The following is a 24,331-nucleotide window of genomic DNA, read 5'->3' on the forward strand; positions in this document are numbered from 1 at the left end:
CCGACCTACCCCGATCCCCACAACGCGAGTCGCCGGATGCTTCTCGAGCGGATCTCACTTTTGCGGTCCGTCGGTTCCGGGCATGCACGCGACATGGAAGAGGGTCTGCCCGATGATCCGCGCACCGAGCTCGGCCGCGGCGACGGTATCGCGCTGGTGATCATCGACATGCTCAACGACTACGACCATCCCGACGGCGACGCGCTTCGTGAGAGCGCCCGAAGCGTCCTTCGCCCGATCGCGCAACTAGTCGACGCCGCAGCCGACGCCGACGTGCCGATCATCCACATCAACGACACCCATGGCCGCTGGGACGCAGGACGCGAAGAACTCACCGCGCTGGCGGAGCAGGGCCTCCCCGACGAGGACGTCGCCGCGATCGTTCCCGCAACGGGGGCACCCCTGCTGCTGAAAGCCCGGCATTCCGTCTTCTACGGGTCGCCTCTGGAGTATCTGCTGCAAAACAACGGGATCGGCCGGCTGGTCTTCACCGGCCAGGTCACCGAGCAATGCGTCCTCTACTCCGCACTGGACGCCTACATCCGTCACTTCAAGGTCATCGTTCCCCGAGACGCCGTCGCGCACATCGACAAGGACCTCGCCGACGCCGCGCTGCGCATGATGGAACAGAACATGCGCGCGCACCTCATCGCGACCAGCGACGACCTCGATCTCTCGAGCTGAGACGGTCGGCAAGCCGACCGCAGCACGTCGCGTCCAGACACCGACACGTCAGACATTCACGAGATCACGCACCGCCCCAGGCACACGCTTTGGGTCGATGGCGCCGATTTTCGAGTTGCAGGTTTGCCTCAGCGTCGATCGGGGTTACGGGTCGGGTGCGTTGCAACGGTGCTTCGCGGGTTCGACGGAACGCTGTCCCTTCTCCCCAGGGACGGAAGTCTGCGCTCTCGCACCGGCCCTCATGGGCGGCTGCCGTTGCTGGCGCCGACACAGCAGAACGGTTCCCCGACGCGACGTGTGCCAGGTCGTCGCTCGCTGGCCGTTCGGAATGCGAACACCCGCCCCCTAGGGAGTCATTCATGCTGCACGAGGCCACCCATCGAGAGCAGATCGATCTCGGGCTGCTGCGGCGCTACCGAGAAACCGGCGACACGTTCGCCCGCGATGAGCTCGCGACGCGCTGCATGCCGCTGGTCAAGTCGATCGCCCGTAAGTACCGAGGACGCGGAGAAGAGCTCGAAGATCTGATCCAGGCCGGCACCGTCGGGCTGGTCAAAGCCATCGACCGGTTTGACCCGGACGCCGGCCACCGCTTCATCTCCTTTGCGGCCCCGAACATCACCGGCGAGATCCGCAGGCACTTCCGCGACACCACCTGGGCCGTCCATGTCCCTCGAGCGATGCAGGAACTCGACGCGAAGGTGCAGCACACGCGCCGCATCTTGACCGCGGCAAGCGGCGAGGAACCGTCCGACGATGATCTCGCGAACGAGCTGCACATCAACGTCACCGACATCGAGGAGGCGAAGTCGGCAGGCAGGGCGTACCGCGCGGTATCACTCGACGCGCCGGTCGAGGACCGCCCCGAGCTGCTGAACACACGGGGCACGATCGAGCGTGGCTACCAGCAGGTCGAGGCGGAAGCGACGCTGGCCGTCGCGATGGAGGCCCTGGACGACCGCGCTCGCCGCGTGCTGGACCTGCGCTTCAACCACGAGATGCTGCAACGCGAAATCGCGGAGGTCATCGGCGTATCGCAGATGCAGGTCTCGCGGATCATCAGCGACTCGATAGACCGGATGCATGATTACGTCGCCCCTGACACGCCGCTCGCTGCCTGAACCCCTCGTCCCCGAGTCCGATGCCGACCGTGAGCACGGTCGGCATCGCTCCGAGGAAGCGTCTCTGACGCGTCGCCGCGCCGGGGGCTGCTTCGCCGACGCGAACTAGGCGTTGGCGTTGGAGGTGTGCTGCTTGACCGTGCTCAACACTCCCGCGCGCCCCTTGTTCGCGCGCTCGTACGCTTCGACGCGATTGGCGAGCTCAGGATCTGCCGTGAGCAGCACCGCCTGGATCTCCTGCACCGTCAGCTCGTCGTACGCCGGCCACGGCTTCTCCTCCGCGGCGCCGGCACCGACGTCCGCGGTACCGCGGCTCTCGGAAGACGAGTCGTCGATCGCGTCCGCGGCGACGTTCGTCGCGTCGTCGGCCACCGCGTCGTCCTTCGCCGCCAGCGAACCGACGACGTCTCGTGCATCTTCGGCGATGTCGGTGGCCTCTCTCCGGACCGTCTTCGTCGCTCGCTTGGCGTTGCCGGCCGCGGACGCCGCGGCCTGGTCGGTGGTCCTCTTGGCGGTGGCCGAGGCCTTCTTCGCCGTCGCCGATCCGCGCTTGGCGGTGCCCTCGCCCTTCGCCTTCGCTACGGTCTTCTGCGTCGTCGCTTTCGCGGCCGACGCGACCTCATCGGCGGACTGTGCGGCCCCGGTCCGGCCGAGATCGAACGACCCATCGCCTTCGACATCGGCCTCGAAGACGGCGTCGGTCAGTGCCGGGAGCTCCTTGAGGACGTGGTCGAGCATGCGCTGCTCGTCGCTGAGGATCGAGGCTGCGAGTTCGGCAGTCTGCGTGTCACCGGCGCGCTCGGCGAGCCGCTTGATGGCGGTGTAGGTCGCGATCTCCAGCGCCTCGGTGGCCGCCGCGTCCTTGGCGTTCTTGAGCACCTTCTCCTCGCCGCCGGTGCCCCGCAGCAGGTCCAGTGGCGTCTTGGTCAGTGCGAGCGCTTGCCCGATCACTGCCTCGGTCGTACCGACCGCCAACGCGATCGGATCGAACCCGTGGTCCAGATCCCGGGCTCGCTGATGCACTCGATCGGCGTGCTCCCGCGTCTCATCGAGGTGCCGTTCCAGTCCGGTGCGGAACGATCCCTCGGGCGTCATCGCGATCTGCGACTGCAGCACGCGCACCAGCGCCAGTTCGCTCGCTCGCGCCTCCTTCAGGTACTGCACGATCTTCTGGTCTGCCGTCGTCATCGAGCTCCCCTCGTCGTGATCGCCGCGCCATGCGGGCAGCGACGGTGCCCCGAGCATCCGAGGCACCACTGGCGGCTACCCGGATGAGGCGGTCACATCAGCCGTTGACCAGTCGCACACGACAGCGACACCCGACCGCCATCCCTGGCCCGAGACGGGTCTGCGCCCTCTGCTCGACGTCTTCGTGTCCCGGGTGAACAGCTGGGTACGGACGGCGCGACTGCGAAACGAGCGGCAAACACCGCGTCTGCGCGACCGACGCAGCCAACCCGAATACCGAAAGGTCCCCCAACCATGATCCTCCGCATCGACCGGTGGCTGACCGAGCTGCCGCCCCCCACCGACCCCGACCCCGCCCAGGCGAAGGTGGTCCAGGAGTTGATGGGCGGGAAGTTCGGCGAGATGTCGACCTTCCTGAACTACACGTTCCAGTCGTTCAACTTCCGCGAGCGCCAGAAGGCCCGCCCGTTCTTTGACCTGATCTCCAACATCGCCGCCGAGGAGTTCGGGCACATCGAGCTCGTCGCCGCGACGATCAACTCGATGCTCACCGACAAGAAGAGCATCAAGGACGAGGTGAACACCCAGAAGTCGCCGCTCTTGGACCTGCCACCGCTGCCTGGCAACGCCCACCACTACGTCAACGGCGGAAAGGGCGCGCTGCCGCAGGACTCCCGCGGCCTGCCGTGGACCGGCGACAACGTCTTCTCCTCCGGCGACCTTCTCTCGGACCTCACGCACAACTACTTCCTCGAGACCGGCGCGCGCTCGGGCAAGCTGCGCGTCTACGAGGCCTGCGACCACCCCGCCGCCCGCGCCCTGACGGGCTACCTGCTCGTCCGCGGCGGCGTCCACCAGGTCGCCTACGCTCGCGCGGTCGAGAACCTCACCGGCGCAGACCTCACCAAGCTGTTCCCCGGACCCAGGGTCCCGTCCGACGCGATCAAGGAATCGCAGCCCTACATCGAGAAGGGCGACCACCGCCGCCTGTACCGGTTCTCGCCCGATGACTACCGCGAGCTCTCCGCGGTCTTCAACGGCAACCACCCCGAGACCGGCGAGCCGCTGGAGGTCGTCGACGAAGATCCCTCGCTGCGGCCGCTGCCGGTCGACCTACCTGCACAGAACGACGTGTTCGCGCCGGGCTACTCGACCGCAGAGATCGACGAGATCGTCGACAAGCTCCGCAAGGACGCCGGCTTCCCCGACGAGGTCATCGGCGAGGTCGCCAACCCCGGGAAGTGATGCTCGGCGGGTCGGCCAACGGCGATCGCGCCGCCAGCCGACCCGCCGCACGCCTCTACGTCGGCGGCGCGTAGAGCTGCAGGTCGTTGCCGTCGGGGTCCTTGAACGGTGCGATCTTGCCCCACGGATGCTCGGTGAGGCCGCCTGGAAACTCGACGCCCTTCTCCTTCAGTTCGTCGACGGCGTCAGCGATCTCGCCGTTCACACCGAAGGCGATGACTGCCCCGCCGTCGCCGGACGGCGACTCGGAGGCGTTGAGGCCGATCCGCTGGTCTCCGGCGGTGACCTCGGACCAGTCGCCGTCGTGCTCCAGGATGTCGAGGCCGAGGGTGTCGCGGTAGAACGCGATGGCGCGATTCATGTCCGAGACCGGCAGCCAGATCGCATCGATCTGCTTGATGGTGGTCGTCACGTGCTGCTCCTCAGTCGGCCGGGGTGGGCTCGTCGTCCTCGGTGCCGGCGGTGCCGTTCTTGGCGACGTCGCGAGCCTGGGTGCCCTCGTCGCTGTCCTGCGGGCCCGCCTGCGGCCCCGAGTTGGGGTGCGCCTTCCCGGTGTCGGGATCAACGATCCCGGTGGTCGGCTCCTGATCGGTCTTCGGATCCGTCATTTCATCCTCCTTCATCGGTCGCACCCTTCACCGGGCGCGTCGCTGGGTCGATACCCACCATGCGGCGCCGCGATCCTGGTGCAGATCCGCAGCGACGGCGAAAGGGGTGAGTCCACCGGGGCGATCCTTCGCGGATATGTCCGCATCAGCCGCGCCGGTCGGGTGCATCGCATGGACCGCATCCGACCGGGCAGTCATAGGGCCACGGGCGTCGGCCTCGCTGCGTGGGGTCGACGCTCGCCGTGCTCTGAGCTACGACTGGATGCCGTCGACGTGGTGTCCATCCTGTGGCCCGGGCCACGCCGGTAGTGCCATCCGGTGAGTGCCTCACACGTTTCTCGAGGCGAGGTTTACGTCGGTCACCGACGGGGTTTTGGGTCGCATACAGAAGCGATGGAGCATTGCGAGCTCGACGGTCTTGGCCCCTGTCGGGGGCTGGTGTCCGCTGGCTCGCGCTCGGCCCTTCGGGGGCTGCTGCCACCGCTTCTGCCGATACAGCAAGGCAGTTCCCCCGGGCGACGTTTCCCCCTCGTGCCTGGTCGGCCGCCGGAATGCACCACCCGTCCCCCTTTGGGAGCCATTCATGCTGCACGAAGCAACCCGCCGCGACCAGATCGACCACGAGCTGCTGCGCCGCTACCACGAGCACGGCGACACGTTCGCCCGTGACGAGCTCGCCGTACGGTGCGCGCCGTTGGTGAAGTCACTGGTCCGCCGCTACAACAACAGCGGCGAAGAGGTCGACGACCTGATCCAGGCCGGCGTGGTCGGCCTCGTCAAAGCGATCGACCGATTCGACCTACGCGCCGGCACCCGGTTCATCTCCTTCGCGGTGCCGAACATCACCGGCGAGATCCGCCGGCACTTCCGCGATCACACCTGGGCCGTCCACGTGCCCCGGTCGCTGCAGGAGCTTGACGCGAAAGTGGTCGGCGCCCGACGCATGATTATCGCCGAGACCGGTCGGGAGCCCACCGACGACGACCTTGCCGTGGAGCTGCAGGTCGATGTTTCCGAGATCCGTGAGGCGCGGGCCGCGAATCGGGCGTACCGCGCGATGTCGCTGGAGACCCCCACCGGCGAGGGCCGAACGATCGCAGACACCCGCGGCGTTCACGATGGCGGCTACGACCAGGTCGACGCTGAACTCACGCTCGGCGTCGCGCTCGAGGCGCTCTCGGACCGCGACCGGAAGGTCATCGACCTGCGCTACCGCGACGGTCTGTTGCAGCGCGAGATCGCGGTGCAGGTCGGCTGCTCCCAGATGCAGGTCTCCAGGATCATCAGCAACGCCATCAACACCATGGGCCATCACGTCGGCGCGACCGAGCCGGCCCCACTCGCCGCCTGACCACCCGCGGCGGGCGCGACGCGACGACCAAACGACACGCGGAGAACCAGAGCGCCGCCGGGAATCGAGATCACCGGCGGCGTCATCGGCGCCTACGCTCGCGCTGATCGACGCCTCCCCCGCCCGTTCCCTGCGGCATCGTCGGAAGGACCCGGTGAGCCGGGCGGTTCCGCGACGTAGGGCGGCACGCCGGCGGCGCCGAAGCACCGGTTGGGTCCACGCCGGAGAACGCCGGCGCGGGTATCCCGAGACCTTGCGTATCCGGGACGGTGCGTCTCGGGTGCGCATCCGTGTCGGTCACGCGGTCCGTACCGAGAGGACGAAGAGGTCCACGAGCCTCGTCGGAGTCCGATGTACGAAGGAAGGTCATCCGATGCGACGAATTCCCCACGCGACCTCCAAGATCACCCTCAGCAGTGACGTCGCTCCCGGTGGGATCATCGGCCGAGGCCGGACTCGGTGTCCGGCGACCATGCGTCGAGTGCGGCGGTGTCTGCGTTCGCGGTGGTGCAACGGCTGCGTCACGTGGCCCGGACCGCCGCGTGGCGGGCCGAGACGGGGATCCTTGACATCGACTCGATCGCCCTCCAGGTGGAAGTGCTGCTGCGCCAGGTCAAGGCCGCGCACCGCACCGATGGGGCGCTGCCGTTGCAGGACGCGACCGCGGCGCGGCGTCAGATCACCGATGCGATGGTGATCGTGGCCGGCCTCTTGGAATGGGCGGAGAACGACGCGACCTGACGCCCGGGCACGTTGGCTCTGACAACACCGCTCCTGTCAGCGGTGCGCGACGTGTCCGGCGCGTCTAATTCCGTGGGGTGCTCGTTGTAGAGATCGCGACGGGCATCGGTCGTGCCGCCCCAGGAACGAGGCCCGGATTCTGTGAGACCTCCGTCCGGGCGCTCCTCAGCAGGTGCCGGGTTGGCCGGGTCCGTCCTGTCTTACCCTGATGCCGAAGGACCGCGATGCCTGAGTCGCTGTCATCCCCCTGTCCGCAACGTCGCCGAACCGGTGCGCGGCGATGACGTCGCACCCAGCCACTCCAGAGGATTGCGACCCCTCGGAAGGGCGTGTCCCGCTCGAGCGGCTGCATGAGCTCCTGGAACGCACCATCGCCACACTTGATCGGCTCATCGAAGAGCTCGAAGACTCCGGTGATGACGATCCCCAAAGCCCCTCAGACCGTTGAGGTGACCGAGCGCCGCGCCCGCACCTGACGCCTTAGGACACCGGGCGATCAACGCGGGTCAAGGATCACGAGCCGGCCGCTGGCGATCGGGCGGCGCGCAGCGATTAGGTCCTGATCTCGTCGGGTCCCGCGCCTGCTGCATTGCGCGGGGAACCCGGGCGAGCTGGTCGATTGCGGCGCCGGTCAGAGATCGCCGTGGCGCAGCGCGCGCTGCCGGGTTCAGGAGATCCGCACGATGAGCGAGATCAGGCGAATCGTCGCCTCGTGACCCCGGGTCGCGGCCGGCTGGGGCGCGACCCGACGTCGCGGGTTGCTGGGGCGCCAGTGGGTAGTAACGGCGCATGCCGAGCTACACCGGAACCGTGCAGAGCCCTAGGCCCGCGTCGGAGGTCTTCCCGTACATGGCGGACTTCTCCAACACCAAGGACTGGGACCCCAACATCACCGAGACCGCCGTCACCAGCGCCGGTAGCCCGATCCAGATCGGGGCGACGTTCCACGTCGTGCAGGGCAGCGGCTTGACCAAGGTCGAGCTGGACTACGAGACGATCGAGCTGACCGACGGCCACAAGGTCGTGCTCCGTGCGGAGACCGACAGCTTGGTCTCGATCGACACCATCACCGTCGACGCCGAAGAAACCGGATCGAAGGTCACCTACGACGTGAACATCGAGCTGAAGGGTGCGCGGAAGCTCGCCGAGCCCGTGATGGCCGTGATGCTGCACCGCATCGGCAAAGAGGCCCGCGAGGGCCTGCAGAAGCAGCTCAGCTGAACCCGAGTCCTTGGCGCCGCCCATGGCTACGAACCGGCCGACCGTCCCCGCGTACAGGTATTGCGAGCAGATATGACCCGAACCGAGACCAAGCCGACCCGCTCGTGTGCGGGGTTCGACCGGTCGCGCGACGCGTGAGTGCGGTCGCTCCGTCGCCTGCCCCCGCGACACCCAGGCCGCCGGCTCCGAACGCCACCGGCGCCGCTTCGGCCGGGCATCGGTCTGCGGGGAGAGCTATCTGGACGGTTCCTGGGGTCTACGCGCCGCAGGACGACACGTGGTTGTTGGCCGAGTGCATCGCGCGTGAGGTCGGGGTCGGTGCCCGGGTGTTGGACCTGTGCACCGGGAGTGGCGCGCTGGCCTGTGCCGCAGCGCGCGCGGGCGCGCGCGGGGTGGTGGCGGTGGACCTGTCGCGGCGTGCCGCGCTGATCGCACGCGTGAACCTGGTGCGCCATCGGTGTCGTCCTGATGTGCGCCGCGGCGATCTGTTCGACGTCCTAGGGGCCGAGCGCTTCGACGTCATCGTCAGCAACCCGCCCTACGTCCCTGCATCGACCGATGCGCTCCCGACACGCGGCCGCGCGCGGGCGTGGGACGCAGGTCGAGACGGCCGAGCAGTGCTGGATCGGATCTGCGCGCAGGCCCCGCAACATCTACGGCCCGGCGGGCGGATCCTGCTGGTCCAAAGCACGGTCGCTGACCCATCCCGAACGGCGGGGATGCTTGAGGAACAAGGCCTGGAGGTGGAGGTGATCGAGCGTCGAGGGGTCGAGTTCGGTCCGGTGATGCGCAGTCGTTCCGCACTGCTCCACGCTGGGGCGATGATCACCGCCGGGCAAGACGTGGAGGACCTCGTCGTCCTGCGCGCGACCGCTCCCCGGTAAGCCGTCATGGACGTCGACGACGTCGTCGAGATCACCCTGCAGACCACCGACCCGGATGGTCTTCAGCGCTTCTACACGGAGGCGTTCGGGCTCGAGGTGCTGTCGGAGGAACGCGACCGGAGCTGGCTGAAGCTCGGCGAACGGACCCGGCTGGGGCTTTGGACCCCCGGCAGGAAGGAGTACGGCGATGAGGGGGGTCGACACGTCCACTTCGCCATGGCCGCAACACCGGGAGGGTTGGACCTGATCTGTCGGCGTCTGACCGACGAGATGGGCGTTGAGGTCAAGGGACCGATCGAGCACGACGGCGGCGACCGGTCGATCTACCTCCGCGACCCCGCCGGCAACGTCGTCGAGGTCTGGGACTACTTCGACCGCCCCCCAGGCCACCACGAAGGCGTCGACGGCCTCGCGTGACCCGGACCACCCGCGCGACCCCGCGAGGCGGCCGGCGAACGACCAGCCCGCGTCCGGGCGGCGCCATCCGGCCGCGCAGGACGACACACCCCGCGGGTTGCGTCATACGGTGACCCACGTCTCGCCGGTCTCGATTCGTGCGATCGCGTCGTGGTGCGTTTCGCCGAGGAGCGTTGCGGTCGCGAAGCTTGCGGCGAGGCCGTCGAACTGGCGGTGGTGGCGGAGCATGGCGTGCTTGCCGCCCTGGACGCTGACGTACGCGACCGACGCAGATGCTCCCAGCCGACGCGCGAGCGCAGCGGAGCGCTCCGGGGACGCGATCCGATCAGCGGTTCCGTGGACGATCAAGATCCGCTGGTCCGACAGGCCACGCGGAAGATCCGACGCGAACACGTAGGGCGCAAGCGCCGCGACGCTGCGGACGTTCGGCTGTGCGGCACTGAGCAGCGCCCCGCGGCCCCCGAGCGAGTGCCCGACGATGCAGACCGGCACCGTTCCGACCCGTTCGGCGATCTGCTCAAGCGCCCACTGGGCGTCCTTGAGGGGTGTGTGGTTGCTGTCCCATCCGCGTCGGGAGTTCAGCAGCCGGAAGACGGCGAGCCGGCCGCGGCCGGCGTGCGCGATCTTCTTCGCGATCGGGATCATCCGGATCACCGACAGCTGCGTCGGGCTGACCATCATGTTCGCCCGACGACTGGCCCCACCGTGGAGCACCAGCACCGCTCCCTCCGGCCGGTCGGGCACGCGGGTCTCGATCAAACGCGGCTGCAAATCCACGCGCCATAGCTACCCACCCGCCGCCCGCCGACGCATCACGAACCCCTTCGTTCGTTCCGTCCGGGGGCGGCGGCGGAGGGGGATCGCGGCAAGGTGGCGTGGGTAGGGACGGCCGGTGCGACGACTCGATCTGGCCCGACACGGCGTCCTGGTGACCGGTGCCACCGGTGGCATCGGACGCGCAATCGCTGAGCACCTGCTGCACCGCGGTTGCCGCGTTGCGTTGATGAGCCGGCCCAGCGAACGCCTCGACGGGCTGCTCGAAGAGCTCGACAGCGACAACGCGATCGCCGCGCCCGCCGAGATCTCCGATCGTGTCCAGGTCACCTCCGCGATCGACGCTGCCGCTGAACGGTTCGGTGGCCTCGATGCGGTGGTCGCGGGGGCCGGGGTCGTGATCCCCGCCACGATCGGCGAACAGACCGAGGAGGAGTGCCGTTCGGTGATCAACACGAACTTCTTCGGCACGCTGTGGACCCTGCAAGCAGCGATGCCGCACCTCAACGCCGCCGGCGGGCACTTCCTCGCGCTCGCATCGATCGCCGGGATCATGCCCGCGCCGCTCTCCGGGGTCTATCCGGCCACGAAGGCCGCCGTCGGCCAGCTCGTCTCGCAGGTCCGGATCGAAACCCGGAACCTGCCGATGAGCGCCGGGGTCGCCTACCTCGGGATGGTCGACACCGAGATGTCCACCAGCATCAGCGACGACGAACGACTCGGTCGAGCGCTCGACAGCACCCCGTCGTTTCTTACCGGGTCGCTGGATCCCGAAGCCACAGCACGGCGCCTGGTCCGCGGCCTACAACGTCGGGAGGCGACCATCATCACGCCATGGTGGCTAACGCCGTCCGCAGCACCGGAACTCGCGCTCAAGCGCGCCACCGAAACCGCCATCCGGTTCAGCGCCCTCGCCCGCGAGCTGCCCACGCGTCGACCCCGCACCCCGCACCCCAACGAATAGCCCGGAGACCGGCCGTGCGCGCCCGGCTTCGGGGCCGCCGGACCAAAGGCAGCGTCATCGCGAGCTCGCGAGATCTCGCTCGCACGGACCAATGGCGTTGGCAGCGGTCGGCGTCACTCGGGGGCGAGGATGAAGACGATCGCGCCGAAGTCGGGGTCTTGACAGGTGTCCGCCAAAACTGCGACGACGTCGCGTTCGATGACCTCGCCGACCGCGGCCCCGAGGGCCGGGGCGATCATGTCTCCGAACACGCGTCGCTGGTCGCGTACGGCCTTGGTCTCACCGGCCTCGCGCAGCGATTCCTCAACGATCGAGAACCCCCCGCGCAACACGGCCAGAACGGTGTCACCGGTCAGGTGAATCTTGACGCTCTCGGGACCTTTCCCGTACCGCGTCTTGTACGCGACGGAGATCGCATCCGAAATTCGCTGCTTCCGCGACCGATCGGACTGCTGCCCCACGGCCGCCTCGTGAGAGTGAGACGACGACATCATCAGCAAAGAATAAGCACCCCAAGGACTCCCAACGCGCTCGCGCACGGCGGCGCCGGCAAGGGCCGCCCGGCCACGAACGCCAGATTGAACTTCGGCTCGCGTTCGATACCAGGCTGACCGCCTGGCGCGTCATGATCATGGTGCTGAAAGTTCGCCCGCGGGCGGGCGATCTTGCACCTGAGGTGGCGGAGGGGCCGATGCTTGTCACGGGGCACCGGCCTTCCAACACCGCCCCTATCGACGCGACACAGACGGCTCCCGTCGGATGATCTCGCCGCCTCGCCGGTCGCTCGCAGAGCGGAGCGCCGGCCGCTGTGGCGCTCGCGAAACCGGGCCACGAGATCCTTGTGGTCCTGCGCGGAGTTCGCGTGCTGCCGCGATTGCGCGTTGCACCTCACGCTCGGCGACCACGGAGCTCACGCGCGCCGAGGCCGCAGGCCTTTGCGGTTTGGGGACTGAGACGGACATGGATCGGTCGTCGCGGTCGGCGGGCCCAGAGCGTCACGGCCGCCGGTGGAGGTCATCGCGCAGGGATGAGCGCGTCATCGCACCGATCGCTCCCCATCCCGCGCAGACCACCAGGTTCCACAGCAGAGGTGCGTCGGCGAGCGCTCCGGTGGCAGCGGAGAACGTTGCGCCGGAGATCGCGATCGAGAGTCCAGCGATCGTCGGGGTCGTCATACATCGAGTCCTTTCGGCATCGGGCGCCGGCCGGGGCCGGTGATGCGGAGAGACCGCCACCGACCCCGGCCGCGCAGGGTCACCTTCGGCACCGGGGCCCGGCCGGACCTCCCACAGCCAGAGCCGGGCCCCGAACCCCGGGGTCAGGCGGTGATCTCGGCGGACTCGCCGCGCTTGCCCGTCGCGGTCTGATCGTCGGTGCCGGCGTCGATCACGTCGTGACCGCCGGTGGTGTCGATCGTGATGCGCCGCGGGCGTGCCTTGACCGGCTTGGGGATCCGGATCTCGAGGACCCCGCGATCGAACGACGCGACGATCTCGTCCGGATCGACGCCGTCGGGCATCGTCAGCTGCCGACGGAACGACCCGTACGAGCGCTCCGCGCGCACCAGTCCCTTGTCCTGCTCGGCACTGCGACGCGACCGCGCGCCGCTCAGCGTCAGGACGTTGCGCTCGACATCGATCGCGACGTCCTCCGCGGACACCCCGGGCAGATCGGCGAGCAGCACGTACCCGTCCTCGGACTCGTGCAGATCGACCTGCGGCACCCACCCCGAACGCCGCGCCCCGGTCCCGCCGGAGAACGACGAGAACAGCTGGTTGATCTCGCGCTGCAGGGACCCGTAATCCCCTGCGGACTCCCAACGAACGATGGCCATGACAAAAACCTCCGTGGTTCGAAGAACAGATCTTGCACCCGGAAAGATAGAAATCTCAGTCGAAGCGTGTCAAGTCTTGAGAGCCCGGAAACCGCTCGAACAGATGCCGACCCCGCCGCATCAAACACGCGCTGAGCGACCACCGACGACCGCGCCACCTGGCCGCCCTCGACACCGGCGACCAAGACACCGCTCCCCTCATCCCGAAGCAGGCGGTGCAGCTCCCGCGACGGCCTGACCTTCCGACCGCTCCCATCGCACGCGCGAAGCGTCGACACTGCGCAGTCGGCTGTTTCCCTGGGTTCGCAGGCCGCGACCCATGGGTCTAGGTGAGGCGATCAAGCAGCCCGTCGATGGTCACCTGCCACCCGCGGCGCTCTCCTGCGGAGGACCACTCGTCGGCGAGCTCGGAGCGTTCGCCGACGATGCGATGGATCGCGGAGCGTGCCAGCGCGCGGACCTCCGGCTCCCCCGCCTCGGGGTGCTTGCTGGCCCACGACAGGACCCCGGCCGGAAGGGCCTCGGGGGTCTCGACCCTGGCGGCCGCGGCGGCGACGACCTCGGCGGCCGCCAACGCTCGCGCGGCCTCGTCCGCGTCGAGGTCCTCGTCGTCCGGTCGACCGGCGGCGACGTTCAATGCGTCGCGGATCCCGCTCAGCGTGCCGTCGGCGGCGAACTCCTCACACCACCTCGTCGCCGTCTCGTTCTCCACCACCGACCCGCCCCACGACTCCACCCCGACCACGTCCTTTCAAGCACCAAACCGTCAACGCGAGTATCGCTCAGGCACGGGCACCGACCGAGCCGCGCGCGAGAACGATCACGAGGCGGAAAACGGCATACGACGCGTCGACCGCACCGGAGCGGCAGAGCGACCAGACATGACCCCGCCAGGCGCAGCATCCGCGCCTCGCCCGGCCGCGTGCGACCGTGGCGCGTAGGGCTGGTACGTCCGCAAGGCGCGGCGAGCGGCCACCACGCGCTGCAGGTCCCGGTCGGTGATCTTCTCCTCAGGATCTCGATCAACGAGCATGCAGCGTCTCTGCCCTGCACCTCTACGGGAAAACCCGAACGCTCGTGCAGTGCTGGACATCAACGAGCGTCCGGCACTCGACGTCCCGGTGCCTGCGTTGAAAGCCCCGTTTGGCCGGTTGATTCGATTGCGTGGCAGGGGGTACGTTCACGGTCGAGACGTCCCCCAACCCGCCGCCTCGGCGACTCCGAGGCAGGCGGCCACGGTCGCCTCCCGGCGTTCTCGCAGACCACAAGCTCCGGTGGGCTGCGAGAACCCGGACACCCCGCGCACCTCTACTCCGAAGCCTCAGTGCTATGCGCTGCCGACACGGATTCGGCATGCCGGCGCGCGGCGAGCTCGCCGGTGGCGTTCGCGCGACCGGACAACCACGCGAAGCCCGCCAGCGCGGTGTCGTTGATCGCACCTATGGTTCCGGCCGCCGCGACCATCCGCGCGGTCTTCGGCGACGCCGCGTGCAGCCCGAGAAGGCCGAGCCCTACCCACGAGCCGGTGCACCTGGTGCACGAAAGCAACTCCCCGATCGCGTAACGCATGCCGCTGCCACGCGGGGTGCGCGAAGCGTCTCCGGGCTCGTCAACGAACGGCCGACGGATCCACTCCTCAACCTTCTGCTCCGACAGCACCCGCGTGAACGTGAACGTCGCCACCCCCAAAGGCCCCAGAGCGCCCGCGCTGGGCGCGTTGCCGGTGCGGCGCGAGATCAGCGTTACGCCCGACAGTGCCGTGGCATAGATCCCGGAGATCAGCGCATAGTTCGCCGGCCGCGTCGGTGTCTGCCGGATCGTCCTCACGACCGGTCCTCCGGCCACCGGCCACGGCGGGCGAAGAACCGACGGGCTCGCGCCTCGTCGTCGCGATCGTCCTGACTGCGGATACCCAATCGGATCCAGAGATCAGCGATGACCGCCACCACCGCGGCCGCCAAGAACACAGACGCCAACGCCAAAGACACCGCGACCCCCGCACCGACCGCCAGCCCAAAAAGAACGATCGGGATCCAGATGCGAGCGACGCGCCGCTGCGTGTGACCGGCAGGCTCGGACGAGGGCGACGGGGACGGCGTTTTAGTGCTCATCAGCTCACCGTCTTCGTACCCGTGAAGAGCGGCGGCTCACAACGACCGCCCGAAGCCCCGGGCTCGAGAGGCGCCCTGAATCGACCGCGAGTACCGAAGCCCTGTTCCCCCCGTCTCGGTCCGGGGACGTCAAGTCCAGTCGAGCGGGTCGACGTTTCGATGCTTATCGAGCGGAGAAGGAGCGGAGAGGGCGAGGTTCCAAATCGGTCTACCGCCCCCTCGGACGTGGGCAACTCCTAGCTGCGGCGGCCGCGACCACCGAGGCCGGGAAACGCAACGCTTCCGTTCATTCTCGACTCGGCGACGACGCCGCTCTCGATCTGCCGACGTTCGACACCTGATCATCCGGGATCAGGAACGCGCGTCTCAGACTCTCCAGCCGAGCGTGCGGCCGACGGCGGAGAGCGCGCGAAAGATCAGGCGCGGCGGGCCGGCCGCGACGATCTCCTCGGGATACTTCGTGAACAACATGGCCGCATAGATCGCCGACTTGGCGTTCCTCGGCGACAGCGCGGTGATCTTGTCGGCGGCGGCGAGCCTCGCGCCGTCGACGAAGAACCCCTCCATGCGCAGAGCCGGGCTGTGCGTGTTGACGACCTTGGCCGGGAACGCGCTGAGGTTCCGGACGGAGTGCCGAGCACCGATCGGGACGACCGCCGTCTCCCCGGCCGTCACCCGACGCCACGTCCCGTCCAGCAGGACCTCGGCCTCGCCCTCCAGCACGGTGAACCGCTCCTCCGCGTGCGGATGGACGTGCACCGGCGGGCCCGCCATCCCGGGCGCGAACCACATCGTCCCGACGAGCAGCGCGCCGTCGGTGTCCTCCGCGCTCTCCGTCGTCTCCCACCGCATCCCGACCCCCGGGCCCCAATCGTGCATCACGGCCTCCCCCACCAAGTAGTACGGACTGACGTACGAAATAGTATGCGGTACCGTACGACCATGTCAACGCCGTTCCCTCCGCCCTCGGCCGTCGCGCTCCTGCGGATGACGTGGGAGGACGCGATCGGCGAGATCCACCACGCACTGAACGACGCGGGCTTCCAGGACATCCGCGCGGCGCACCGCACCGTGCTGCGCGACATCCTCACCTCGGGCCTGCGGCCCACCGAGCTCGCCGGCCGCCTGGGCATCAGCAAGCAGGCGGCCAACGACGTCCTGCGCGAATTCGAGGCCGGCGGCTACATCACCCTCACCCGCGACCCCGACGACGGCCGCGCCAAGCGGATCGTGGCCACCGAACGGGGAGCCGCACTCGTCCGGACCGCCGCACGGACCAGCGCCGGCATCACCGAGCGCTGGATCGACCGCGTCGGCCCCGAACGCTTCGCCGAGTTCGAGTCCGTCCTCCGCGAGATCGCCACCCCCGACGAGGATCTCCGGCGCACCCGAGACCGCCACACCTGACGAGCGCGCCGGGGTCCGTCGACCAACTGGGCTCGCCCTCGTCGGAGGCGACCCTTTCGCACGCTTCCGCCGCCCGAACAGTCCCATCCGTCGAGCGTCGCGGACGCGGGCCGACAGATCAACGGACTCGGGCGCACCCGGGACCGCACCCGCGCCGACCGTCAGTGGTCGTGCATCCCGAAGCCGTCCATGATCTTCGGCGTCGCGCGCTCGATGCGCGCGGTCCGGGTCTTCGACTGCTTGGCGCCGTCGAAGTGGAGCAGCCAGCCGCGCCGCCGACCCGGGGTCAGACGGTCCCAGGCCTCGCGGAGTCCGGGATCCGCCTCGAACGCCGCCTCGAGCTCCTCGGGCCCGGACGACTCCTCGGCCGGCTCCGGCTTCGGGACCTTCAGCCCGGCCTCCTCGACGCGGATCGCGTCGCGGACCAGCGCGACGATCGTGTCCGTCGCGGCGGTGACGTCGGCGACGGAGCCGAACTCGAGGCGCAGCGCCGAGCGGGAGTTCTCGCCCTGCTCCTTCAGCGCACCTTCGGGGTCTTCGAGCAGCGCGCCCTTGAAGAAGAGCAGCGCGCAGAGCTCCTTGAACGGCTGGAAGATGACGATGTTCGCCCCGTCGTGCGTGTAGCACGGCTTCCGCCACTTGACGTCCTCCGCCAGGCCGGTCCCGAACAGCACGGGCCGCAGGGCCTCGAACTCCTCGCGCCACGCGCTCAGCTTCGCGGCGTACTCGTCGACGGTCGGGTTCTTCGGTGCGTCGGTCATGGGCGTTCGAGTGGGTCGGGTCAGGTGGCGCGCGGACGGCCGCGGCGGCGGCACGGAGGCGTCATCGTTCCACGCGCCGCGGTGCCCGGTCGACGACCGCGCCCGGGCGACCGGTCGGACGACGGCCGGCGCGAGGCGTCGGCACGCGCCAGCGGGTCGAAGTCCGCGTCCCACGACGTCGGTCGACCGGGATCGGCGAGCACGGTCCCGGTGCGGCCCCCCGGCGCGCCGGGAACGACGGAGAAGTTCGAGTCGTGCGTGTCGCGCAGGACGATCTCGACGCCGGGGAGCACGTCGATGGACGAGCCCGCGTTGCATTGCCGGCCGAGTGTCGCGAGTCTGTCGAGGTCAACGACCGGAGATGAGCGCGATGCCTTCGATGCAGGTCAACGGAACCACCCTCCACGTCGAGGTCGACGGGCCCGAGGACGCGCCCGTGCTCGTCCTGAGCCACTCCCTGTTCTTCGACCACCGCATGTACGACGCGCAGGTCGCCGGCCTCGCCGCCACGCACCGCGTCGTCCGCTACGACCACCGCGGACAGGGGTCCAGCGCCCGAGCGCCGCGCGCGGAGCTCGACATGGACACGCTCACCGACGACGCGGCGGCCCTGATCGAGGCGCTCGGCCTCGGCCCCGTCACGTTCTACGGCAACTCGATGGGCGGCTTCGTCGCGCTGCGCCTGGCCGCACGGCGCCCCGACCTCGTCGCGGGGGTCGTCGTGGCGTGCTCGAGCGCGGCCACCGAGGGCTCGATCGCCGAGTTCGACCCGCTGGTGACGGCGCTCGGCGAGCACGGCATCACCCCGGTCGTCGACATCGTCGCGCACATCATGCTCGGTGACACGACGCTCACCGATCCGGCCCGCGCGGAGCTGCTCGCGAGCACCCGCGCGCACTTCGCCACGCTCGACCGCGACATCGCCGACGCCGCATGGCAGGTCGTGCACCGCGCCGAGATCACGGGCGAGCTCCCCGGCATCGGTGTCCCGGCGCTCGTGATCGCGGGTACGGAGGACCACGCCTATCCGGTGGCGCTGTCGGAGGAGATCGCACGGCTGGTCCCCGGAGCCGATCTCGTGGTCGTCGACGGCGCCGGACACTCGGTGGCGTGTGAGCAGCCCGAGCGCGTCAACGCACTGCTGACCGACTTCGCCGCACGGACGGCGCCCGTCCCCGGCTGAACGCCGTCCGCGCGCCCGCGGCCGGGACGGCACCCGGCCGAGGGCGTCAGGCGGTCCGCCCGCGCGGGTCCAGTCGCCCGGCGATCCTGCGCGTCGGCAGCCCCAGGCCGGACCGCCACCACCGTCGCCACGCCCGGGGTCGCGTCGCGACGGCCGCGAACAACGGGATCGGGTCGAAGTACGTCGTGCGCCCCTTGACGAAGCCGTCCTCGAACCAGAAGCGGTCGCACGCGACCCAGCCCACGGGTCGCCCGCCGACGGTCCCGCTCAGCCGGACCTCGATGTGGACCCCTCCGTCGTGGACGTGGGCGTCGACGACCTCGCCGCGGAGGTCCGGCACGAGCGCGTACACGCGGGCGAAGAAGTCGAGCATCCCCGCCGGTCCCAGGGCGTCGGGCGCCTGCGGCTGGACCGCGCGGTAGTCGGGGTGCGTCAGCTCCGCGAGCCGGGCGACGCTCGCGAAGTCCCCCGCTCCGAAGGCCCGCCGGAAGACTTCGACCCAGTGCGTCGGGCTCTCCACGCGGGTCGGGAACCCGTCGCCCCGGACCGGTGCGGGCGTCACGAGTCCCCCTCCCCCCGCCGCACCGCGCTCGCGTACCACCCGTCGGCGCGCGCCCGTGCGTAGTCGGCCGGCTCGTAGAACGGCAGGTCTCCCGTGGACGCCGTCCGGTCGATGTAGTCGGCCATCACCTCCCGCGCCTCCGGGCTCGTGAGGGTCGCGAAGAACTCGGCGTTCTCCACGCGCATGCCGGCCTCGAGGACGGCCGAGCCGCCGACGTACGTCGCGCGCTTGACCGCGGCGACCGCCGGCTTCAGCCGCCGGGCCATGTGGGCCGCCAGCTCCTGGGCGCGCTCCAGCAGGTCCGCGGGGTCGAGCACCTCGTCGACGTAGCCCATCTCGAGCGCCGCCCCGGGGTCGACCGCCCCGCCCTCGAGCATGAGCTTCAGCGCCCGTTGCAGGCCCACGAGCCGCGTCAGGCGATGGGTGGCCCCGCCGCCGGGCGGGAAGCCGAGGAGGATCTCCGGCTGGCCGATCACGAAGTCGCCCGACGCCATCAGCCGGTGGTCGCAGGCGAGCGCCAGCTCCGAGCCGCCGCCCAGGGCGGACCCGTTGAGCGCCGCGACGAACACCGCGCCGCAGCGGTTCATGCGCACGAAGGTGTCGTGGAAGTCGACGACCTCGAGGACGCCGCTCAGCGGCGTCGGGCCGGCGGCCCTCCGTCCCCCCGGGATGCGACGCGTGACCTGGGCCGCCCGGACGGCCACCGCGCCGGCACGGGGCGAGACGTTCGGGCTGCCGGCGCCGGCCTCCTGCAGCCACGAGACGTCCGCGTGCGCGGCGAACCGCTCCGGGTGCGTGCCCGTGATCACCACGGCGCCGACGCCGTCGTCGGTCTCCGCCCGGGTCACGAGGGCCGCGAGGTCGGCGGCGATCTCGGGGCCCAGCTCCCCCCGGGGCCCGCCGTGCAGGCGTGCCGTGAGGACGCGACCCCGCTGCGTGACCTCGATCCCGAGGCGGTGTGCGGCGGCGTCGGGCGTCGTCATGCCGCGACCGTACCAGGCTGAGTTGTTTTTTTGTATGTAGATGGAACGGCGCAGCGACGGCTCGGCGCCAACCCGGGACCGCGAGGTCGGGCGGCACCGGCGACGTCAGGCCGGGACCGCCGGGAGCGCGCCCGGCCCGGGGACGATCGCGCCCTCGTCCGGGCTCGTGACGACGTGCCCGTCGGCACAGGTCATCGCGAGCCGCAGGGGTGCGCCGCAGCCGACGTGCTCGACGACGATCGGAGGACCGTCGGGCCCGCCGACATGCCGATCTCCCCACTGCATGAGCGCCATGAGGATCGGCATCAGCTCCTTGCCGGTCGGGGTCAGGCGGTACTCGTGGCGTGCCCGGCTCCCCGGCTCGCGGTACTCCGAGCGCTCCAGGATCCCCTCGTCCACCAGCTTGCCCAGCCGCTCCGACAGGAGGTTCCGCGGGCAGCCGAGCACCGCCATGAACTGCTCGAACCGCGTCGCGCCGAAGAAGCTCTCACGGACGATGAGGAGCGTCCACTTCTCCCCCAGGAGCCGGAGCGTCGCCCCGATGGTGCAGTTGCTCGCCTGGTAGCTGGTGCGCTGCATACCGGCGACGGTAGCAGCGCTGGGTCACGAAACTGAACGGAGCTCCGCCGGCTCCGACACCGGGGGGAGCGCGCCGTCCACGAGCACCCTCGCGACGGCCGCGGCCGTGACGAACGCGTCGGCGTCGAGGACGCGGCTGCGGGCCGACGCGCCGTCGAGGAGCAGCGCCAGCTGCTCCCCGAGCCGCTCGGGATCCGCCGCGCCGGCGTCGCGCGCCGTCTCGACCAGGCGCGCCGTGAAGGCGTGCTTGTAGTCGCGAGCGAAGGCCCGTGCCGGATGGTCCGGGTCCCGGAGCTCGACGGCGGCACCGATGAACGGGCACAGCGGCACGTGCTCGTCGAAGAGCGCGAGGAGCTTCTGCCGGGGCGTCAGATCGGCGCGGTCGAAGAGCTCGGGCAGGACCTCGGGATCGAACCGCCGCAGGTACTCGGCGATCAGCTCGTCCTTGCCGCCGAAGTGCTGGTAGAGCGTCCGCTTCGACACGCCGGCCGCCGTGCAGAGCTGGTCGACGCCGGTGCAGTTGATGCCCTGATCGCGGAACAGCTCCCGCGACGCACCGAGGATGCGCTCGCGCGCGCCTCTCCCCCGGCGCAGGCCCTTCGGCCCCTTCTCGACCTCCGTCATGGACCCAGAGTACCCCAGTTGGAACCGATCGGTGTACGTAACTTGACAGCCCTCGGACTCGCCCCTACGTTACATGCACCGATCGGTGTACTTGACATCGACGCGAAGGCGACGGAACGGAGTCCTCATGGGCAAGCTCGAAGGCAGGGTCGCAGTGATCACGGGTGCGACGAGCGGGATGGCGCTGGCGGGTGCGAAGGTGTTCGCCGCCGAGGGAGCGCACGTGTTCATCACGGGACGGCGGCAGGACGCGCTCGATGCGGCCGTCGCGGAGATCGGTCCGAACGCGACCGGCGTGCGGGCCGACTCGGCCGACCTCGACGACCTCGATCGGCTGTTCGCCACGGTCGGACGCGAGAAGGGGTCGATCGACGTCCTGTGGACGAACGCCGGGGCCGGTGAGCAGGGCGCGCTCGGCGAGATCACACCGGAGCAGTTCGACGCCACCTTCGGACTCAACGCGCGCGGCACGCTGTTCGCGGTCCAGAAGGCGCTGCCGCTGTTCAACGACGGCGGCTCGATCCTCATGACCGGGTCCAACGCGGCGCTCCGCGGCTACCCCGGCTGGAGCGTCTACGCGGCGAGCAAGGCGCTGCTGCAGGCGTACGCCCGGGTGTGGGTGGCCGAGCTGCGGGACCGGAGGATCCGGGCCAACGTGCTCACCCCCGGCCAGGTCGCGACGCCGATGATGACGGCGGTCCTGGACGAGGAGTCCAAGGCGCAGTTCGAGTCGGTCATCCCGCGGCGGGAGATGGGCCGCCCCGAGGAGATCGCGTCGGTCGCGCTGTTCCTCGCGTCGGACGACTCGAGCTACGTCAACGGCATGGAGCTCGTCGCCGACGGCGGCACGACGGCGATCTGAGCTGCGGCGCGTTCGTGATCTTCCCGACCCGCGAGCGCTCGGACCGCGGCCGGACCGGCCACCACCGCATCGGCCTGCGCCACGGGGTCTCGACCGTCACCGCGGGCACCCGCACGGCGCTCGGGACCATCTTTCACGACGCCAAGTAGGCTGCAATACTTAGCCTCGTGGCAAACCATGAGGCACTCGACGAGGTCTTCGCCGCGCTCGCCGACCCCACCCGGCGCGTCGTGATCCGGCGCCTGGGGCGTGGGCCCGCGAGCGTCGGGGAGCTGGCGGCGCCGTTCCCGATCACCCTGCCGTCGTTCATGAAGCACGTCCGCACGCTCGAGGCGAGCGGGCTCATCCGGACCGAGAAGTCCGGCCGGGTCCGCACCTGCACGCTCGTCCCCGAGCGTCTCGCGCTCCTGGACGACTGGCTCGCCGGCGAGCGCCGGGTCTGGGAGGCACGCACCGATCGCCTGCAGGCCCTCGTCACCGACCCCGAGGAGCACCGATGACCCCGACCGACCCCACCCTCGACCTCACGCTCAGCCGGGTGATTCTTGCCCCGCGCCGGGCGCTCTGGAACGCGTGGACCGACCCGGACCTGCTGGCGCGATGGTGGGTCCCGGCGCCGACCGTCGCCCGCATCGACCGGCTGGAGGTCCGGCCCGCCGGGGGCTTCGTCACGAGCATGAGCGACGACGGCACGACGTTCGTCCCGCACACCGACGCGATCTTCCTCGTCGCCGAGCCCGAGGAGCGGCTCGTCTTCACCAACGCGGTCGACAGCGCCTGGCGTCCTGCGTCCCCCGCCCCCGTGGCGATGGCGGCCGAGATCACGTTCTCGGAGCACCCCGACGGCACCGAGTACGGGGTCGTCGTGCGCCACGGCGATCCGGCGGCGCGCGACCGCCACGAGGACATCGGGTTCTTCGACGGCTGGGGCGCGGTCACCGGCGCGCTGGCCGACCTGGCGGAGAGCGGTGCCGCGTCGGGATGACCGGGGTCCCCCGCTCCGCGGACGCGACCACCCGTCCGGACGGGTCCTAGTCCTCGATCCGCACGAACTCGCTCTTCGACGCGCCGCAGACGGGGCAGTACCAGTCGTCGGGGATGTCCTCGAACCGCGTGCCGGGCGGGATGCCGCCGTCGGGGTCGCCCTCATCCGGGTCGTAGGGCGTCCCGCACGACCCGCACTCCCATCGGTCCTCCGGCCCCGGTCCCGTCGACATGGGCGGACCGTACGCGACACCGACCTCGGCGCCGAGTGGCTGGAGCGACAGCGGTCGTCCGTTCCCTGCCACCGAAGCGACCCGCACGGCGGTGTCCCGGAGCGCGACCCCGAGATCGTCCTCGTCGGGATCGATCCGTCATCTCGCCCCGTCCGCGATGTCCTGCGGCCCCGGGCTCCCGGCGAGTTCGTGGTAGGCCACGATCGCCTGCGACCTGTTGATGACGCCGAGTGTGCGCAGCAGGCGCTTGACGTGCGACTTCACGGTGCCCTCCGCCAGTCCCAACTCGGTCCCGATATCGGAGTTGTTGGCTCCCAGGGCGATCAGATCGAAGATCTCTCGCTGTCGCGGCGTCAAGCCCGCGAGAAGTGCGGCGCCGCCATCTGGACCGTACCGGCCTTCGGGGTTGGTGGCCGGGACCGCTCCGTCGAAGTCGATCGCGGCGTCGCAGAACTCGACCACGGTGCGCTCCGTCCTTCGCACGCTCTCGCGGAACAGCGAGCGTTGCTGGTCGAGACGCTCGAGCAGCTCGTTTCGAGCGTAGATGCGCGCAAAGCCGTTGGCGAGCGTTCGAAGAACGTCGCGATCCGCGTCGACGACGAGGGCCACGGACGAGGCCGCGTGGAGGTGGCCGGCTGTCGTTCCGTTGATCACGATCGGCACCCTCGCGGCCGGATGGGGGGCCTGATTGAGAGCGGGCGGCCGATCGGACTCGGGGGCGTAGACGAGTTCCAGGCGCTCGAAACCGAGACGCTCGGCCACGAGCGGGCTGGTCACCATCTCGACGAGGGAGGAGGGAGACGTCGCGACAGAGAGATCCGCGATCACCGCGCGGCATGCGGCGAGGCGCTGACGATGGCGTGCGGCGAGGAGCTCGTGAACGTCCTCGGCGAGCAGTTGCAGGATCGTCAGCCGATCCACGACATCGGCCCGGTGACGAGGGGTCGTGGATGGTGACGCAAGGATCGCGAAGCACTCGTCCGTCAGGGCGGCAAGCACCGCGGGGGCTC

Annotated in this window: 33 protein-coding genes; 15 read left to right on the plus strand and 18 right to left on the minus strand. The window is 69.9% G+C overall.

Annotated elements, in window-relative coordinates:
* Nucleotides 1–93 precede the first annotated feature (93 nt).
* On the plus strand, nucleotides 94–684 hold the full coding sequence (locus PATMI_RS0119320; RefSeq protein ID WP_051472410.1) for a cysteine hydrolase family protein: 591 nt from the start codon (nucleotides 94–96) through the stop codon (nucleotides 682–684).
* Nucleotides 685–1,043: 359 nt separating this feature from the next.
* Nucleotides 1,044–1,805: a SigB/SigF/SigG family RNA polymerase sigma factor gene (locus PATMI_RS0119325; protein ID WP_051472049.1), complete on the plus strand. Its 762-nt coding sequence runs from the start codon at nucleotides 1,044–1,046 to the stop codon at nucleotides 1,803–1,805.
* 105 nt (nucleotides 1,806–1,910) lie between these two features.
* On the opposite strand, the gene PATMI_RS35100 is transcribed toward PATMI_RS0119325, so the two are convergent.
* Nucleotides 1,911–2,993, minus strand: coding sequence for a YciE/YciF ferroxidase family protein (locus PATMI_RS35100; protein WP_169738397.1), 1,083 nt, complete (start codon nucleotides 2,991–2,993; stop codon nucleotides 1,911–1,913).
* A 294-nt stretch (nucleotides 2,994–3,287) separates the two neighbouring features.
* On the opposite strand from PATMI_RS35100, the gene PATMI_RS31725 reads away from it, so the two are divergent.
* Nucleotides 3,288–4,238, plus strand: a complete 951-nt coding sequence (locus PATMI_RS31725) for a manganese catalase family protein (protein ID WP_051472051.1) — start codon at nucleotides 3,288–3,290, stop codon at nucleotides 4,236–4,238.
* Nucleotides 4,239–4,293: 55 nt separating this feature from the next.
* Here the strand turns inward: PATMI_RS31725 and PATMI_RS0119340 are convergent, their stop codons facing one another.
* Together PATMI_RS0119340 and PATMI_RS0119345 are read right to left on the minus strand one after the other, a co-directional pair.
* The gene (locus PATMI_RS0119340) at nucleotides 4,294–4,650 is read right to left on the minus strand and encodes a VOC family protein (protein ID WP_211241757.1); all 357 of its coding nucleotides are present in this window, start codon (nucleotides 4,648–4,650) and stop codon (nucleotides 4,294–4,296) included.
* Nucleotides 4,651–4,660: 10 nt separating this feature from the next.
* Nucleotides 4,661–4,846, minus strand: a complete 186-nt coding sequence (locus tag PATMI_RS0119345; RefSeq protein WP_026912072.1) for a hypothetical protein — start codon at nucleotides 4,844–4,846, stop codon at nucleotides 4,661–4,663.
* Between the two features lie 583 nt (nucleotides 4,847–5,429).
* On the opposite strand from PATMI_RS0119345, the gene PATMI_RS31730 reads away from it, so the two are divergent.
* From PATMI_RS31730 to PATMI_RS31740, 5 genes are all read left to right on the plus strand, one after another.
* Nucleotides 5,430–6,197, plus strand: a complete 768-nt coding sequence (locus PATMI_RS31730) for a SigB/SigF/SigG family RNA polymerase sigma factor (protein ID WP_051472052.1) — start codon at nucleotides 5,430–5,432, stop codon at nucleotides 6,195–6,197.
* Nucleotides 6,198–6,686: 489 nt separating this feature from the next.
* Nucleotides 6,687–6,938 (plus strand): hypothetical protein, encoded by a 252-nt coding sequence (locus PATMI_RS0119355; RefSeq protein ID WP_026912073.1) that lies wholly within the window; start codon nucleotides 6,687–6,689, stop codon nucleotides 6,936–6,938.
* 789 nt (nucleotides 6,939–7,727) lie between these two features.
* A complete protein-coding gene (locus PATMI_RS31735) occupies nucleotides 7,728–8,159 on the plus strand; it encodes an SRPBCC family protein (protein ID WP_084270090.1) in 432 nt (143 codons plus the stop codon).
* Nucleotides 8,160–8,395: 236 nt separating this feature from the next.
* Entirely contained in the window at nucleotides 8,396–9,043 is a 648-nt protein-coding gene (locus PATMI_RS0119365) for a HemK2/MTQ2 family protein methyltransferase (protein ID WP_026912074.1), read from the plus strand.
* A 6-nt stretch (nucleotides 9,044–9,049) separates the two neighbouring features.
* The gene (locus PATMI_RS31740) at nucleotides 9,050–9,460 is read left to right on the plus strand and encodes a VOC family protein (protein ID WP_036726144.1); all 411 of its coding nucleotides are present in this window, start codon (nucleotides 9,050–9,052) and stop codon (nucleotides 9,458–9,460) included.
* Between the two features lie 102 nt (nucleotides 9,461–9,562).
* On the opposite strand, the gene PATMI_RS0119375 is transcribed toward PATMI_RS31740, so the two are convergent.
* A complete protein-coding gene (locus tag PATMI_RS0119375; RefSeq protein WP_026912075.1) occupies nucleotides 9,563–10,237 on the minus strand; it encodes an alpha/beta hydrolase in 675 nt (224 codons plus the stop codon).
* Nucleotides 10,238–10,352: 115 nt separating this feature from the next.
* Here PATMI_RS0119375 and PATMI_RS31745 point away from each other — a divergent pair, with 115 nt between their 5' ends.
* Nucleotides 10,353–11,198 carry an SDR family oxidoreductase gene (locus tag PATMI_RS31745; protein WP_084270091.1) on the plus strand — a complete coding sequence of 282 codons (846 nt, stop codon included), beginning with the start codon at nucleotides 10,353–10,355 and terminating at the stop codon, nucleotides 11,196–11,198.
* Nucleotides 11,199–11,311: 113 nt separating this feature from the next.
* On the opposite strand, the gene PATMI_RS0119385 is transcribed toward PATMI_RS31745, so the two are convergent.
* The 7 genes from PATMI_RS0119385 to PATMI_RS31765 form a co-directional block, all read right to left on the minus strand.
* On the minus strand, nucleotides 11,312–11,659 hold the full coding sequence (locus PATMI_RS0119385) for a Na-translocating system protein MpsC family protein (RefSeq protein WP_036726146.1): 348 nt from the start codon (nucleotides 11,657–11,659) through the stop codon (nucleotides 11,312–11,314).
* A gap of 534 nt (nucleotides 11,660–12,193) precedes the next feature.
* On the minus strand, nucleotides 12,194–12,373 hold the full coding sequence (locus PATMI_RS31750; RefSeq protein ID WP_036726149.1) for a hypothetical protein: 180 nt from the start codon (nucleotides 12,371–12,373) through the stop codon (nucleotides 12,194–12,196).
* Nucleotides 12,374–12,516: 143 nt separating this feature from the next.
* On the minus strand, nucleotides 12,517–13,032 hold the full coding sequence (locus PATMI_RS31755; protein ID WP_051472055.1) for an Hsp20/alpha crystallin family protein: 516 nt from the start codon (nucleotides 13,030–13,032) through the stop codon (nucleotides 12,517–12,519).
* 325 nt (nucleotides 13,033–13,357) lie between these two features.
* A complete protein-coding gene (locus PATMI_RS0119395; protein ID WP_026912077.1) occupies nucleotides 13,358–13,777 on the minus strand; it encodes a DUF4259 domain-containing protein in 420 nt (139 codons plus the stop codon).
* A 563-nt stretch (nucleotides 13,778–14,340) separates the two neighbouring features.
* On the minus strand, nucleotides 14,341–14,859 hold the full coding sequence (locus PATMI_RS35105) for a DUF1360 domain-containing protein (protein WP_051472056.1): 519 nt from the start codon (nucleotides 14,857–14,859) through the stop codon (nucleotides 14,341–14,343).
* Entirely contained in the window at nucleotides 14,856–15,143 is a 288-nt protein-coding gene (locus PATMI_RS0119405) for a hypothetical protein (protein ID WP_026912078.1), read from the minus strand. Before PATMI_RS0119405 ends, PATMI_RS35105 begins: the two co-directional genes overlap by 4 nt.
* 366 nt (nucleotides 15,144–15,509) lie before the next feature.
* Nucleotides 15,510–16,022 (minus strand): cupin domain-containing protein, encoded by a 513-nt coding sequence (locus tag PATMI_RS31765; protein ID WP_157260865.1) that lies wholly within the window; start codon nucleotides 16,020–16,022, stop codon nucleotides 15,510–15,512.
* Between the two features lie 63 nt (nucleotides 16,023–16,085).
* Between PATMI_RS31765 and PATMI_RS31770 the strand changes: the two genes are divergently transcribed.
* Nucleotides 16,086–16,550 (plus strand): MarR family winged helix-turn-helix transcriptional regulator, encoded by a 465-nt coding sequence (locus PATMI_RS31770; protein ID WP_051472058.1) that lies wholly within the window; start codon nucleotides 16,086–16,088, stop codon nucleotides 16,548–16,550.
* A 161-nt stretch (nucleotides 16,551–16,711) separates the two neighbouring features.
* Here PATMI_RS31770 and PATMI_RS0119420 read toward each other — a convergent pair whose 3' ends face one another.
* Complete coding sequence (locus PATMI_RS0119420) at nucleotides 16,712–17,311, minus strand: YdeI/OmpD-associated family protein (protein ID WP_026912079.1); 600 nt, start codon at nucleotides 17,309–17,311, stop codon at nucleotides 16,712–16,714.
* A 361-nt stretch (nucleotides 17,312–17,672) separates the two neighbouring features.
* Here PATMI_RS0119420 and PATMI_RS0119430 point away from each other — a divergent pair, with 361 nt between their 5' ends.
* On the plus strand, nucleotides 17,673–18,494 hold the full coding sequence (locus PATMI_RS0119430) for an alpha/beta fold hydrolase (protein ID WP_211241759.1): 822 nt from the start codon (nucleotides 17,673–17,675) through the stop codon (nucleotides 18,492–18,494).
* 46 nt (nucleotides 18,495–18,540) lie between these two features.
* Here the strand turns inward: PATMI_RS0119430 and PATMI_RS35110 are convergent, their stop codons facing one another.
* The 4 genes from PATMI_RS35110 to PATMI_RS0119450 form a co-directional block, all read right to left on the minus strand.
* Nucleotides 18,541–19,056: a nuclear transport factor 2 family protein gene (locus PATMI_RS35110; RefSeq protein ID WP_051472059.1), complete on the minus strand. Its 516-nt coding sequence runs from the start codon at nucleotides 19,054–19,056 to the stop codon at nucleotides 18,541–18,543.
* Nucleotides 19,053–20,039 carry an enoyl-CoA hydratase/isomerase family protein gene (locus tag PATMI_RS31780; protein ID WP_051472060.1) on the minus strand — a complete coding sequence of 329 codons (987 nt, stop codon included), beginning with the start codon at nucleotides 20,037–20,039 and terminating at the stop codon, nucleotides 19,053–19,055. Before PATMI_RS31780 ends, PATMI_RS35110 begins: the two co-directional genes overlap by 4 nt.
* A 105-nt stretch (nucleotides 20,040–20,144) precedes the next feature.
* Entirely contained in the window at nucleotides 20,145–20,618 is a 474-nt protein-coding gene (locus PATMI_RS0119445) for a winged helix-turn-helix transcriptional regulator (protein WP_026912082.1), read from the minus strand.
* Nucleotides 20,619–20,642: 24 nt separating this feature from the next.
* Nucleotides 20,643–21,242: a TetR/AcrR family transcriptional regulator gene (locus tag PATMI_RS0119450; RefSeq protein ID WP_026912083.1), complete on the minus strand. Its 600-nt coding sequence runs from the start codon at nucleotides 21,240–21,242 to the stop codon at nucleotides 20,643–20,645.
* 127 nt (nucleotides 21,243–21,369) lie between these two features.
* On the opposite strand from PATMI_RS0119450, the gene PATMI_RS0119455 reads away from it, so the two are divergent.
* Genes PATMI_RS0119455 through PATMI_RS0119470 form a run of 4 tightly spaced genes read left to right on the plus strand, consistent with a single transcriptional unit; the run spans nucleotide 21,370 to nucleotide 23,089 of the window.
* Nucleotides 21,370–22,104 carry an SDR family NAD(P)-dependent oxidoreductase gene (locus tag PATMI_RS0119455; protein ID WP_026912084.1) on the plus strand — a complete coding sequence of 245 codons (735 nt, stop codon included), beginning with the start codon at nucleotides 21,370–21,372 and terminating at the stop codon, nucleotides 22,102–22,104.
* Between the two features lie 14 nt (nucleotides 22,105–22,118).
* Nucleotides 22,119–22,253 carry a 2OG-Fe(II) oxygenase gene (locus PATMI_RS36130; protein WP_211241760.1) on the plus strand — a complete coding sequence of 45 codons (135 nt, stop codon included), beginning with the start codon at nucleotides 22,119–22,121 and terminating at the stop codon, nucleotides 22,251–22,253.
* A gap of 18 nt (nucleotides 22,254–22,271) precedes the next feature.
* Nucleotides 22,272–22,604, plus strand: coding sequence for an ArsR/SmtB family transcription factor (locus tag PATMI_RS0119465; protein WP_026912085.1), 333 nt, complete (start codon nucleotides 22,272–22,274; stop codon nucleotides 22,602–22,604).
* Nucleotides 22,601–23,089 (plus strand): SRPBCC domain-containing protein, encoded by a 489-nt coding sequence (locus PATMI_RS0119470; protein WP_026912086.1) that lies wholly within the window; start codon nucleotides 22,601–22,603, stop codon nucleotides 23,087–23,089. Before PATMI_RS0119465 ends, PATMI_RS0119470 begins: the two co-directional genes overlap by 4 nt.
* A 46-nt stretch (nucleotides 23,090–23,135) precedes the next feature.
* On the opposite strand, the gene PATMI_RS0119475 is transcribed toward PATMI_RS0119470, so the two are convergent.
* Both PATMI_RS0119475 and PATMI_RS31785 read right to left on the minus strand, forming a co-directional pair.
* Entirely contained in the window at nucleotides 23,136–23,321 is a 186-nt protein-coding gene (locus tag PATMI_RS0119475) for a rubredoxin (RefSeq protein WP_026912087.1), read from the minus strand.
* Between the two features lie 138 nt (nucleotides 23,322–23,459).
* A complete protein-coding gene (locus PATMI_RS31785; RefSeq protein ID WP_169738400.1) occupies nucleotides 23,460–24,320 on the minus strand; it encodes a helix-turn-helix transcriptional regulator in 861 nt (286 codons plus the stop codon).
* Nucleotides 24,321–24,331 lie beyond the last annotated feature (11 nt).

It is taken from the genome of Patulibacter minatonensis DSM 18081 (assembly GCF_000519325.1).
In the GTDB taxonomy this organism is placed as follows: Bacteria; Actinomycetota; Thermoleophilia; order Solirubrobacterales; family Solirubrobacteraceae; genus Patulibacter; species Patulibacter minatonensis.

Bases quoted from the DNA above. Each gene is read 5' to 3' on its own strand.
- PATMI_RS0119405 (WP_026912078.1), bottom strand. From the start codon at position 15,143: ATGAGCACTAAAACGCCGTCCCCGTCGCCCTCGTCCGAGCCTGCCGGT.
- PATMI_RS0119430 (WP_211241759.1), top strand. From the start codon at position 17,673: ATGAGCGCGATGCCTTCGATGCAGGTCAACGGAACCACCCTCCACGTC.
- PATMI_RS31740 (WP_036726144.1), top strand. From the start codon at position 9,050: ATGGACGTCGACGACGTCGTCGAGATCACCCTGCAGACCACCGACCCG.
- PATMI_RS31735 (WP_084270090.1), top strand. From the start codon at position 7,728: ATGCCGAGCTACACCGGAACCGTGCAGAGCCCTAGGCCCGCGTCGGAG.
- PATMI_RS31730 (WP_051472052.1), top strand. From the start codon at position 5,430: ATGCTGCACGAAGCAACCCGCCGCGACCAGATCGACCACGAGCTGCTG.
- PATMI_RS31780 (WP_051472060.1), bottom strand. From the start codon at position 20,039: ATGACGACGCCCGACGCCGCCGCACACCGCCTCGGGATCGAGGTCACG.
- PATMI_RS0119345 (WP_026912072.1), bottom strand. From the start codon at position 4,846: ATGACGGATCCGAAGACCGATCAGGAGCCGACCACCGGGATCGTTGAT.
- PATMI_RS31765 (WP_157260865.1), bottom strand. From the start codon at position 16,022: ATGCACGATTGGGGCCCGGGGGTCGGGATGCGGTGGGAGACGACGGAG.
- PATMI_RS0119325 (WP_051472049.1), top strand. From the start codon at position 1,044: ATGCTGCACGAGGCCACCCATCGAGAGCAGATCGATCTCGGGCTGCTG.
- PATMI_RS0119420 (WP_026912079.1), bottom strand. From the start codon at position 17,311: ATGACCGACGCACCGAAGAACCCGACCGTCGACGAGTACGCCGCGAAG.
- PATMI_RS31725 (WP_051472051.1), top strand. From the start codon at position 3,288: ATGATCCTCCGCATCGACCGGTGGCTGACCGAGCTGCCGCCCCCCACC.
- PATMI_RS31750 (WP_036726149.1), bottom strand. From the start codon at position 12,373: ATGACGACCCCGACGATCGCTGGACTCTCGATCGCGATCTCCGGCGCA.
- PATMI_RS0119450 (WP_026912083.1), bottom strand. From the start codon at position 21,242: ATGACGGAGGTCGAGAAGGGGCCGAAGGGCCTGCGCCGGGGGAGAGGC.
- PATMI_RS0119320 (WP_051472410.1), top strand. From the start codon at position 94: ATGGAAGAGGGTCTGCCCGATGATCCGCGCACCGAGCTCGGCCGCGGC.
- PATMI_RS0119475 (WP_026912087.1), bottom strand. From the start codon at position 23,321: ATGTCGACGGGACCGGGGCCGGAGGACCGATGGGAGTGCGGGTCGTGC.
- PATMI_RS35100 (WP_169738397.1), bottom strand. From the start codon at position 2,993: ATGACGACGGCAGACCAGAAGATCGTGCAGTACCTGAAGGAGGCGCGA.
- PATMI_RS0119455 (WP_026912084.1), top strand. From the start codon at position 21,370: ATGGGCAAGCTCGAAGGCAGGGTCGCAGTGATCACGGGTGCGACGAGC.
- PATMI_RS31770 (WP_051472058.1), top strand. From the start codon at position 16,086: ATGTCAACGCCGTTCCCTCCGCCCTCGGCCGTCGCGCTCCTGCGGATG.
- PATMI_RS0119470 (WP_026912086.1), top strand. From the start codon at position 22,601: ATGACCCCGACCGACCCCACCCTCGACCTCACGCTCAGCCGGGTGATT.
- PATMI_RS31755 (WP_051472055.1), bottom strand. From the start codon at position 13,032: ATGGCCATCGTTCGTTGGGAGTCCGCAGGGGATTACGGGTCCCTGCAG.
- PATMI_RS0119445 (WP_026912082.1), bottom strand. From the start codon at position 20,618: ATGCAGCGCACCAGCTACCAGGCGAGCAACTGCACCATCGGGGCGACG.